Here is a 10,737-nt window from a genome sequence, read left to right as displayed (position 1 = left end):
TTCGAATTCCTCATCCTGAGCTTGTCGAAGGACGAGGAATTCGCTCACCGTCAGAAACCCTACCCCGCCATCGTCTCGCGCTTTTCCTCCAGCGCCAGCCAGTCCTCCTCAGCCTGGGCCAGGTCGGCGCGGGCCTTGTCGAGGTCTTTCATGATCTTGTCGAAGCCCTTGGGATCGCGGGCGTAGAAGCCCGGATCGGCCAGCTTGGCCTCGATGTCGGCGATGATCTTGGGCGAGGCGGCCACCAGGGCTTCGCACTCCTCAAGACGCCGCTGGTCCTTGTAGGACAGCTTGACGGTCTTCTTCGGCGCGGGCGGAGCGGACGGGGTGATCACCGCCTTGTTCGAGCCCGTGCCGGTGGCGAAGTCGCCGGCCGCGCCGCGGGCGCCCTTGAAGAAGTCCGGGGCCTGGTCGATCAGATCGCTCCAGCCGCCGGGGGTCTCCAGCACGCGACCGTGGCCGTTCATGGCGATGGTCGAGGTGGCCAGGCGATCGATGAAGTCCCGATCGTGGCTGACCAGGATGAGGGTTCCCTCGAAATCAGCCAGAACCTCTTCCAGCAGGTCCAGGGTGTCCATGTCCAGGTCGTTGGTCGGTTCGTCCAGCACCATCAGGTTGGTCGGCGTGGCCAGGGCGCGGGCCAGCAGCAGGCGGTTGCGTTCCCCGCCCGACAGGCTGGTGACCGGCTGGCGCAGCTGGGCCTCGGTGAACAGGAACTCCTTGGCGTAGCCGGCCACATGCTTGGGGATGCCCCGCACCAGGATCGAGTCGCCGCCGCCGGGGGTCAGGAAGTCCCACAGGGTCATCTTCTCCGACAGCGCCATGCGGTTCTGGTCGACGTAGGAGATTTCCAGATTGGTGCCCAGCTTGATGTCGCCGGCGTCGATCGGGATCTCGCCCAGCAGCATGCGCACCAGGGTGGTCTTGCCGGCCCCGTTCGGACCGACCAGGGCCACGCGGTCGCCGCGCAGGATGCGGGTGGAGAAGTCCTCGACGATCACCCGGTCGCCGAAGCGTTTGGTCACATGCTTGGCCTCGACCACGCGCTTGCCGGACGTGCCCGAGCTCTCGACGGCCAGGGTCATGCTGCCGCGCTTGTCGGCCTGCAGGTCCTTCTTCTGGCCGCGCAGCTCCATCAGCGCCCGGCGGCGGCCTTCGTTGCGGGCCCGGCGGCCCTGGACGCCGCGCGCCAGCCAGGCGTTTTCCTTCTCCAGCTGCTTGTTGAGGCGGCGCTCCTCGTCAGCCTCGGCGGCCAGCACCTGTTCGCTCCAGACCTCGAACTCGGCGAAGCCCTTGTCCAGGCGGCGCACCTTGCGATGCTCCAGCCAGAAGGTGCGCTGGGTGACGCGGTTCAGGAACGCGCGGTCGTGGCTGACGATCAGGGCCGCGCACTTGGAGCCGGCAAGCTCCTCTTCCAGCGTCTGGATCGCGAAGATGTCCAGGTGGTTGGTCGGCTCGTCCAGCAGCAGCACGTCGGGCTGTTCGGCGAACGCCCGGGCCAGGGCCGCGCGGCGACGCTCGCCGCCCGACAGACCCACCGTGCTCTTGGTGAAGTCCAGGCCGAAGTCGGCCAGGGTGGCGTGGGCCTCGTAGTCCTCGGCGCCGCCGGCGGTGCAGTAGTCCAGCAGGGTCTCGCCGGTGATGTCCGGCTCCTGGCTGACATAGACGATCTTGGCGCCGGGCTGGGCGGCGCGCTCGCCGCTGTCGGCCTCGACGCCCTGGGCGGCCAGGATCTTCAGCAGGGTCGACTTGCCGGCCCCGTTGCGGCCGACCAGGCAGGCGCGGACCCGCGGCTCCAGGGCCAGGTCGACGCCGTCGAACAGCGGCTTGGCGCCATCGGCGAGGCGGACGTCCTTGAGGGCCAGGACAGGGGCCTTGCCAGAGGCGCGGAGAGGGGAAGCCATGATCGGGGTGTGTCTACTATCGGCGGGAAGGGGAGGAGATGGGGGCCTATAGCAGGGGAGGCGAGGGGACGGGGGGTTTTCTTGTCGCGGGGACAGAGGGCGGACTAGGACGGGGACATGCCCTTGGGCGTGTCCCCAGCCGGATCACCGTCCTTCGTGTGTATCAGCGAGCGGCCGGACCCGAGTGCGTCATGAAATCGCTGTCGGCAGCGGGCCGGAACATCAGTGTCAAAGAACGTCGCCATCTCGGATCCCAGGAGAGCCGCCAAGGGCGCGGGCGATAGCAAATCGTCGTCCCCGCCCGTCAGATGCGCGCTCACGCTGGACCACGGCCACTCGACGGCCCTTACCACCAAGCCTGCCCGAACGGGGTTGAGGCCGACATACCGGGCGCAGAGGAGAAAATAGGGTTCATCCATTGGAGAGGACCCGAAGCGACCCTGCCAGAGATGACCGGTCCAACCCTGCTTCTGGTTGATCAGCCAGGTATAGCGCTGGTGCGTGGCGCCCACGGCCTTGGCCAAACCTTCCTCTGTTTCGGGCGTGGCGATCAGGTGGACGTGGTTGGGCATCAGGCAATAGGCCCATACCTCGACCTTGGCCGCCGCGAAGGCTTCGGCGGCGATGTTTAGATAGGTCCTATAATCATCGGGACCGAAGAAGGTTGGTTGTCGGCGGTTTCCCCGCTGAATGACGTGGTGGGGCATGCCGGGGATCACGACGCGCGGCGGTCTCGGCATGGTTTTCCTCTAATTTGTTCTTAATTTGTTCCATCGTCACTCGTAAGGCAAGGCGCTCAGGATGAGCGCGGGGACACGCCCAAGGGCATGTCCCCGTCTGTGCGGTGCGTCCCCGCTCCGCCCCAAAGAAAAAGGGGCCGTCCTTTCGGACGACCCCCTTCCACCTCATCGGGAGCGGACTGATGCTCCCGTACGCGAGATCTCTGCGACCTAGTACTTCAGGCGGACGCCCACCCGGAAGTAGCGGCCCACGATGCCCGACTGCGAGTAGGTCGGGTTCCAGTTCACCGCGGCGTAGTTGGCCGGGTTGAACATCGGGCCGGCGTCGAACAGGTTCATGACGTCGGCGTAGACGCTGGCCTTTTCGGTCACGTCGTACGAGCCCGTCAGGTCGACGGTCGTGAACGACTTCACGCGGCAGTAGAAGTCGTCGTCGCCGTACAGGCAGCCGTTGGCGGCGCTGTCGTCGACTTCGCGCATGCCGCTGACATAGTTCATCGTGCCGGTCACGTGGATCGGACCGTGCTCGAAGGTGTTGCTCCACGACAGGCGGTTCTTCGGGGTGCCGGCGCCCGACGACAGGGCGTACGGCGCTTCCTTGCCGACGTAGTTATAGGTCGTGCCGTCCTGCGTGTACTTGAAGTCGAACAGGGTGGTGGCGTCGAGGTTCGTCGTCCACTTCACGTCGTACGGCAGGTAGAAGCTGGCCTGGACGTTCAGGTCCAGACCGCTGGTGACCAGCGAGTCGGCGTTGATGTACGGCGAGGCGATCGACAGCACGCGGCGCTGGGCGGTCGGGTGGTCCGGATCGACCGCATCGGCGATGACGGTGTAGCCGGCCGGGATGGCTTCGCCCGCGTAGTAGGCGTCCAGAGCCGCGCCAGGCGCGGCCTGGGCGATCACGTCGGTCTTCTTGATGTGATAGTAGTCCAGCGAGACGCTGAAGTTGCGGGTGGGAGCCCACACCGCGCCGACCGTGTAGCTGGTCGACTTTTCCGGCTTCAGGTCCGGGTTGGCCGTGGTGATCTGCGAGAGCGAGTAGTCCTTGGTGTACTCGTTGTCGCCGTGGGCGGCGCGGAAGGCGTCGAACGAGGCGTCGTCGAACGAGAACGTCGTGAAGCCCTGAGCCGCCGAGTCACCGGATTCCGAGAAGCTGGGCGCACGGAAGCCCTTCGAGATCGTGCCGCGCAGCGCGACGGTCTTGGTCGGGCTGAACTTCACGCCCAGCTTCGGCGAGACGTTGTCGCCGAAGTCGGAATAGTGGTCGTAGCGGCCCGAGGCGTTGACCTCCAGCTGCTCGGTGATCGGCATGCCCAGTTCGGCGAAGGCCGAGGCGACCGTGCGGTTGCCGATGGTCTTGGCGTTGCCCAGACCCTGCGCGTCGTTGACCGGGTTCAAGGCCGGATCGTTGGTGGCCTCGTAGCGGAACTCGCCGCCCAAGCCCAGCTGAGCGTCGCCGCCCGGCAGGGCGAACACGGGGCGCGAGGCTTGGACGCTGATCGAGTCCAGGTCCGAGGTCGAGGTCTTGGCCAGGGTCGGCGACAGGGCCTTGCGGACGGCGTCGCTGTTCTTGGACGGGTCGATGAAGTTGTACGAACCGTCGGCGATCACCTGCATCAGGTTGGTGTAGCTGACGAAGCCGTTCTGGGCGCTTTCCAGCCAGCCGTGGGCGATCACCAGGTTGGCCTGGTAGTCCCAGTCGTGGGTGTTGCCCTTCACGCCGGCGACCATGCGGGCCATGCGGTTGGTGAACTCGGCGTTGGCCGGCAGGTCGCTGAAGCGGTACTTGATCAGGGCGTACTGACCAGCCGCCGCGAACGGGTTGTTCGGGTTCAGGCTGCCGTCGGTCAGGGTGATCGGCAGGACGATGTTGCTCAGGTTGTGCGGCGTGCTGGCCGAGATGGTGACCGGGGTGCCGGTGACCGAGGTCTTGCTCTGCACGAAGCTGCCCGAGAGGTAGGCCTCGAGGTTGTCGTTCGGCTTGATCGTGAAGCGACCGTAGGTGGCGATGCGCTCCTGCCTGGGCTGGACGTCGCCGAAGGTGGCGATGTTCTGGGCGCAGTAGCTACCGATCGAGGCGCCGGTGTCGTCGTCCAGGCGCGGATCGACGGTCAGCGGGGCGTCGGCGGCGCAGCCGCGCAGCGGGCGCCACTCGTTGCCGACGCCGCCGATGGCCTGGCCGCTGGCCAGGTTGCCCGGCTCGGTCAGGATGGCCGGCTTGACGTTGCCGTAGAAGGTGCTGCCGCCCGCCTGCGGGTTGTTGTTCTGGCCGCCGGGGATCGAGGTCAGATCGTTGGTGTTGAACGGGAAGCCGCGCTGGTCGATGCGGATGCGCTTGTCCAGCTGGTACTCGAAGTCGCCGTAGACATTGTACTTGTCGCTGTTCAGGTCGCCGTAGCCGAAGTCGGCGCTGAAGCGGTACTGGTCGCCGCCGCCGTGATCGGACGTGCCGATCGAGGCGTCGGCGCTCATGCCCTGGTAGTTGGTCTTCATGATGACGTTGACGACGCCGCCGATGGCGTCGGCGCCGTACAGCGACGAGGCGCCGTCCTTCAGGGTTTCAATGCGCTCAACCGCGTTGAACGGGATCGAGTTCAGGTCGACGAACGCCTTCTGGCCGTCGTCGGCCAGCGGGTAGTTGGCGTTGCGCAGGCCGTCGATCATCACCAGCGTCGAGTTGACCGACAGGCCGCGCAGCGACACGCCGGTTGAGCCGGCGGCGAAGCCGTTGCCGAAGGCGGCGGGGATCGAGCCGGAGTTGTCGGCCGACAGGCTGCGGATGGCGTCGGCGATCGTGGTGATGCCCTGGGCCTTCAGCTGTTCGGTCGTCTGGACCGTGACCGGCGAGGGGGTCGCGGTGTCGGTGCGGCGCAGCAGCGAACCGGTCACGACGACGGCTTCGACTTCGTTGTCTGCCGGGGCGGTCGACTGGGCGGCGTCTTGCGCTTGAGCGGCGAAGGCGACGAAGGTCGCGGCCCCCGCCATCATCGTCGTCGCCAGCAGGCGTCCGCGGGTGATCTGCAATTTCATGTCGGTCCCTCCGGGCGTGCAAGCTTGGACCGTATCGACCGGCCCGTCCTTCGCCCTGTCAGTTTCAGGTTTCCCGGTGGGCTTCCGTCCCCGGTTGCCGTTGGGATAGGAGCCGCCAAAGACGGCCGTCAATCGCCGACGCCGTTATGTAATCAATATGTCGAACACCTGTCACATCCAAGCAACTGACGAGGTGGAAATACGGCGAGAATGGGTCTTTTAGATGTCAGCCGTGACATACGATGCAGGAAAATCACCGATTTCTAAACTTTGCTGTAAGCGAAAGGCCTCGAGGTCTTTGCAATCTGAACTCTAATGCCTTCACGGCCGTAATTATTATAACGCTGCTCATCGAAAGTCGATATTCGAAGATCGATTTTCGATATGTGTAACAGCACAAAAGGTTGATTTCAGGCTGTTTGGCGCGGCCCGAAACGGCTGCGGGATCGCAGGGATCGACCGCCTAGTCGGGGGCCTGTTCCGGTGCGGCGTCGGGCGTCGGAGCGCCCTCGGGCGGGCCGGCCGGCGCCAGTTCCGCCGCCGAGCGGGCGAACTCCGCCGCCAGGGTCTCGTAGAAGCCGTTGCGGGGATCGGGCGTGGATAGGATCTCCGGATCGGGCAGCAGCCAGGGGAAGTCGCGCACCGCCAGCCCCTCGTGGGCGGCCAGCATGTAGCGCCGCCAGATGTCGGCGGGCATGTCGCCGCCGACCACCTTGTTCATCGGCTTGTCGTCGTCATTGCCCACCCAGACCCCGGTGACGTAGTCGGCGGTGAAGCCCACGAACCAGGCGTCGCGCCAGTTCTGGCTGGTGCCGGTCTTGCCCGCCGCCGGCCAGCCGAACGCCGCCCGCTTGGCGGTGCCGACCTCGACGACCTGCTTCATCATCTTGACCATCATGCTGGCCTTGCTGATGTCGTAGACGCTGGCCAGCTGGGTCGGCGCCGCGGCGTGGGTGAAGATCGGGTCGCCGCCCTGGGTGGCGATGCTCTCGATCACATAGGGCTGGATGCGCAAGCCGCCCTGCTGGAACACCTGGTAGGCCGAGGTCAGCTGCAGCAGGTTGACCTCATACGTCCCCAGCGCCACCGACAGGTCGGGGTTGGACGGCAGGGTCGTGATCCCGAACCGCCGGGCCAGGTCGCCGATCGCCGGACCGCCGGCCTCCTGGGCCAGCTTGACGGCGACGGTGTTGATCGAATTGACCAGGGCGTCCTGCACGGTCATCGGGCCGCGATGGCCGCCGGCGTAGTTCTCGGGCTTCCAGTCGCCGAACTGGACGGGCTCGTCCACGCGGATGTCGGTGGGCAGCACGCCCCTCTCCAGGGCGGCGGCGTAGACGAACGGCTTGAAGGTCGAGCCCGGCTGGCGGCGGGCCTGGACGGCGCGGTTGAACGGGCTTTCGATATAGTCGGTCCCGCCGACCATGGCCCGCACGGCGCCGTTGGCCGACAGCGACAGCAGGGCCGCCTGGCGGGCTCCGGCGTTCCCGCCGCCCAGGGCGATGGCCTGGCGGACGGTCTCGACCCCCACATGCTGCAGCCGCGGGTCGATGGTCAGGCGCACCACCAGGTCGGGCGCGTTCTGGCCGGCGATGCGCACGGCCTCGGCGGTGGCGTAGTCCAGCACCCAGCCGTAGTCGTCCTCGTCCTGGACGGCCGAAGGCGACAGGCGCGGCGTGTCGTGCAGGGCCTGGCGCTCCTGGTCGGCCGTGATCCAGCCCTCGCCGCGCATATTGGCCAGGACCAGGCGCGAGCGGGCCAGGGCGCCGGTCATGTCGCGGGTCAGGGCCAGGCGCGAGGGAGCCTTGGGCAGGCTGGCCAGAAGGGCGGCTTCGGACAGGGTCAGCCGGCTGGCCGGCTTGCCGAAATAGGTGCGGCTGGCGCCGTCGATCCCGAAGGTGTTGGCCCCGAAGAACACCCGGTTCAGGTACAGCTCCAGCACCTCGTCCTTGGTCAGCACCTGCTCCAGGCGGTAGGCCAGCAGCATCTCCTGCAGCTTGCGCTTGACGGTGCGGTCGGGCGTCAGGAACAGGCCCTTGGCCAGCTGCTGGGACAGGGTCGAGGCGCCCTGCACGGTGCGCCCGGCCCGATGGTTGATCCAGGCCGCGCGGGCGATGCCGTAGGGGTCGATGGGGCCGTGCTTGTAGAAGCGCCGGTCCTCGGCGGCCAGGAAGGCCAGCGGCACATAGTCGGGCACGCCGGCCAGGGTGATGCGCTGGCCATAGCGCGGGCCGCGGCTGGCGATCACCTGGCCGGTGCGGTCCTCGAACCGGATGCCGGGCGAGCGGTTGGCCGAAAACAGCGCCTGGCGCGAGGGCAGGGCCGGGGTGTCGCGCAGGTATTTCGACCAGACATAGCCGCCGCCGGCCGCCGCGCCGGCCAGGGCCAGCAGGACCGCCGCGACCAGGGCCCACAGGATCCAGCGACCCTTCCTGGCCTTGGCGTGCTTGAGGTCGGCGCGGAAGGGCTCTTCCGGCGGCGGCCCCTGGGGCGGCGCTCGGGGTGGCCCTTGGGGCGGCCCTGGGGGCGGCCCTGGGGGCGGATTGGGCGGTGTCTGGTCGTTCAAGTCGGCGCCATGGTCCCGTCTGTTCCCATCCCTATTTGCCATCCTTGTTTGAAGGGCGGGCGATTTGGGTTTAGGACGCCGGGATCATGGCGCGCAAACCTTTCTGGGAGACGAAGTCCCTACACCAGATGACCGTCCCGGAGTGGGAGAGTCTATGCGACGGCTGCGGCCTTTGCTGCCTGGTCCGTTTCGAGGACGAAGACACCGGCGAGATCATCCCCACGCGGGTGCACTGCCAGCTGTTCGACGAGCACCGCTGCACCTGCAAGGACTATCCCAACCGCCGCAAGACCGTGCCCGACTGCATCAAGCTGACGCCGCACAACATCCAGAACCTGGAATGGATGCCGCCGTCCTGCGCCTATCGCCGGCTGCACGAGGGCAAGAGCCTGCCGCTGTGGCATCCGCTGATCACCGGCGATCCGGAGAGCACCCATAAGGCCGGCATCTCGGTGCGCGACCAGACGGTGTCGGAGCTGTCGTTCGCCGATCCGGAAGACGCCATGGACTTCGTGGCCACCGACCTGATGTACGACAAGAGCGACGTGATCTACGACCCGGAGGACTGAGGGCTCAGGCTTCCTGCCGGCGTCCGTCCAGGGCGGGCCGGCGCGCATCAGTATGCGCCCGGACGCGACAAGGGGTTTGCACCGATAGACAGTCTGGCCTCCCGGCCGGATCGTCTCGCCGGAGAAGATGTGGAGCGCTCACATGGACAGACGTCATTTCACGGTGATGGCCCTGGGCGGCCTCGCCATGGCCGCCGCCGGCCCCGCCCTGGCAGACAAGCCGTCGGCCGAGTGGGACGGCCTGGTCAGGATCAAGGCCAAGCGGTTCGACAAGGTCTATGTGCGGCCCGGCGCGGACTTCCGCGTCTACTCCAAGGTGATCCTCGACCCGACCGAGATCGCCTTCGAGAAGAACTGGCAGCGCGACTACAACAGCGCCTCCAGACCGTCCGACATGCAGGTGACCGACAAGGATATCCAGCGCATGGCCGACGAGGGCCGCAAGTCCGCCGGCCAGATCCTGGAGAAGGCCTATACGGCGGGCGGCTATCCGGTGGTGACCGAGCCGGCGCCTGACGTCCTGCGGGTGCGCACCTCGCTGATCGACATCGTCGTGCGCGCGCCCGACGTCGCCGGCGCGATGAACGTGCGCACCTACAGCCGCGACGCCGGCGAGATCACCCTGGTGATGGAGGCGCGGGACTCGGTGACCGGATCCCTGCTGGGCCGGGTGGTCGATGACCGCACGGTCGACGACTTCACCATGGAATGGCGCAACCGGGTCACCAATCGCGCCGACTTCAGCCGGCAGGTCGAGACCTGGGCCAAGAACAGCGTCAAGGGCCTGGACGAACTGAAGGCCCTGTCGCCGATCGCCGGATAGGCGTCCGTCGCCGGGGTCGGGCCTGCGCCCGGAACACGAAAGTGCTAGCGGTGTTCAACACGCTCAAGGCGCAGGGGACCGGATCGTGACGACCAAGCACCGGATCTACACAACCAGCTTCGCCAGCGTCTATCCGCTCTACGTCGCCAAGGCGGAGCGGAAGGGACGCACCAAGGCCGAGGTCGATCAGATCATCCTCTGGCTGACGGGGTTCAGTCCGGAAGCGTTCGCCGCCCAACTCGCGGCGAAATCGGACTTCGAGACCTTCTTCGCCCAGGCGCCCAAGCTCAATCCCGCCCGCGCCGAGATCAAGGGCCTGGTCTGCGGGGTTCGCGTCGAAGAGGTGGCCGAGCCGCTGATGCGGGAGATCCGCTACCTGGACAAGCTGGTCGACGAGCTCGCCAAGGGCAAGGCGATGGCCAAGATCCTGCGGGCCTGAGGCGGCCGACCCCGCTTCCGCATCGCGGCGGCTGGGCCTATCGTGGCGAACCGGCGCTGGGGGTCTTGCGGCATGGCCAAGCTCGTTTTCGGAATGAACCTGTCCCTGGACGGCTATGTCGACCACCAGGAATTTCAGACCGGCCCCGAGCTCTTTCGGCACTGGATCGAGCGCGTGGGCGGCGTGGCCGGCAGCGTCTACGGCGCCGGCATGTACGAGATCATGCGCTATTGGGACGAGGACGATCCGGACTGGGACGCGGCGCGGCGCGAGTTCGCGACGGCGTGGCGGAACCAGCCCAAATGGGTGGTGTCGCGCTCGCTGAAGTCCGTCGGCCCCAACGCCACGCTGGTCGAGGGCGACCTGGGGACGGCGGTCCGCGCGCTGAAGGCCCGGCATGACGGGGAGATCGCCGTCTCCGGACCGACCCTGGCCCAAAGCCTGACCGACCTGGGTCTGATCGACGAATATCGGCTCTACCTCCACCCCGTCGTGCTGGGACGCGGCACGCCGTTCTTCGCCGGCCCGCGACCGCGGCTGCGCCTGGCGGCCAGCGATCCGATGGGCGAGGACGTGATCAGGTTGACCTATGTTCCGGCCTAGGGCCGATCGACATTCGAATGCGGTGCGTGGTCCTCGTCCTTCGACAAGCTCAGGATGAGGACC

General features: G+C 67.0%; 8 protein-coding genes. 4 read left to right on the top strand and 4 right to left on the bottom strand.

Annotated elements, in window-relative coordinates:
• Nucleotides 1–59: 59 nt before the first annotated feature.
• The 4 genes from WAL33_RS00040 to WAL33_RS00025 all read right to left on the bottom strand — a co-directional run bounded on the left by WAL33_RS00040 (nucleotide 60) and on the right by WAL33_RS00025 (nucleotide 8,240).
• Nucleotides 60–1,904, bottom strand: a complete 1,845-nt coding sequence (locus WAL33_RS00040; protein ID WP_422177260.1) for an ABC-F family ATP-binding cassette domain-containing protein — start codon at nucleotides 1,902–1,904, stop codon at nucleotides 60–62.
• A 104-nt stretch (nucleotides 1,905–2,008) separates the two neighbouring features.
• Nucleotides 2,009–2,644, bottom strand: coding sequence for a transposase (locus tag WAL33_RS00035; protein ID WP_422177258.1), 636 nt, complete (start codon nucleotides 2,642–2,644; stop codon nucleotides 2,009–2,011).
• A 210-nt stretch (nucleotides 2,645–2,854) separates the two neighbouring features.
• Nucleotides 2,855–5,674, bottom strand: a complete 2,820-nt coding sequence (locus WAL33_RS00030) for a TonB-dependent receptor (protein WP_422177256.1) — start codon at nucleotides 5,672–5,674, stop codon at nucleotides 2,855–2,857.
• Between the two features lie 463 nt (nucleotides 5,675–6,137).
• Complete coding sequence (locus WAL33_RS00025; protein WP_422177254.1) at nucleotides 6,138–8,240, bottom strand: PBP1A family penicillin-binding protein; 2,103 nt, start codon at nucleotides 8,238–8,240, stop codon at nucleotides 6,138–6,140.
• A gap of 83 nt (nucleotides 8,241–8,323) precedes the next feature.
• Here WAL33_RS00025 and WAL33_RS00020 point away from each other — a divergent pair, with 83 nt between their 5' ends.
• From WAL33_RS00020 to WAL33_RS00005, 4 genes are all read left to right on the top strand, one after another.
• The gene (locus tag WAL33_RS00020) at nucleotides 8,324–8,809 is read left to right on the top strand and encodes a YcgN family cysteine cluster protein (RefSeq protein ID WP_422177262.1); all 486 of its coding nucleotides are present in this window, start codon (nucleotides 8,324–8,326) and stop codon (nucleotides 8,807–8,809) included.
• 142 nt (nucleotides 8,810–8,951) lie between these two features.
• Nucleotides 8,952–9,632, top strand: coding sequence for a DUF3313 family protein (locus WAL33_RS00015; RefSeq protein WP_422177252.1), 681 nt, complete (start codon nucleotides 8,952–8,954; stop codon nucleotides 9,630–9,632).
• Nucleotides 9,633–9,717: 85 nt separating this feature from the next.
• Nucleotides 9,718–10,071 carry a DUF2200 domain-containing protein gene (locus WAL33_RS00010; protein ID WP_422177250.1) on the top strand — a complete coding sequence of 118 codons (354 nt, stop codon included), beginning with the start codon at nucleotides 9,718–9,720 and terminating at the stop codon, nucleotides 10,069–10,071.
• 72 nt (nucleotides 10,072–10,143) lie between these two features.
• Nucleotides 10,144–10,674: a dihydrofolate reductase family protein gene (locus WAL33_RS00005; RefSeq protein ID WP_422177248.1), complete on the top strand. Its 531-nt coding sequence runs from the start codon at nucleotides 10,144–10,146 to the stop codon at nucleotides 10,672–10,674.
• Nucleotides 10,675–10,737 lie beyond the last annotated feature (63 nt).

It is taken from the genome of Caulobacter sp., assembly GCF_049283275.1.
Classification (GTDB): Bacteria; Pseudomonadota; Alphaproteobacteria; order Caulobacterales; family Caulobacteraceae; genus Caulobacter.
This window is presented reverse-complemented; position numbering and strand designations above follow the sequence as displayed.

Bases quoted from the DNA above. Each gene is read 5' to 3' on its own strand.
- WAL33_RS00040 (WP_422177260.1), bottom strand. From the start codon at position 1,904: ATGGCTTCCCCTCTCCGCGCCTCTGGCAAGGCCCCTGTCCTGGCCCTC.
- WAL33_RS00035 (WP_422177258.1), bottom strand. From the start codon at position 2,644: ATGCCGAGACCGCCGCGCGTCGTGATCCCCGGCATGCCCCACCACGTC.
- WAL33_RS00030 (WP_422177256.1), bottom strand. From the start codon at position 5,674: ATGAAATTGCAGATCACCCGCGGACGCCTGCTGGCGACGACGATGATG.
- WAL33_RS00015 (WP_422177252.1), top strand. From the start codon at position 8,952: ATGGACAGACGTCATTTCACGGTGATGGCCCTGGGCGGCCTCGCCATG.
- WAL33_RS00005 (WP_422177248.1), top strand. From the start codon at position 10,144: ATGGCCAAGCTCGTTTTCGGAATGAACCTGTCCCTGGACGGCTATGTC.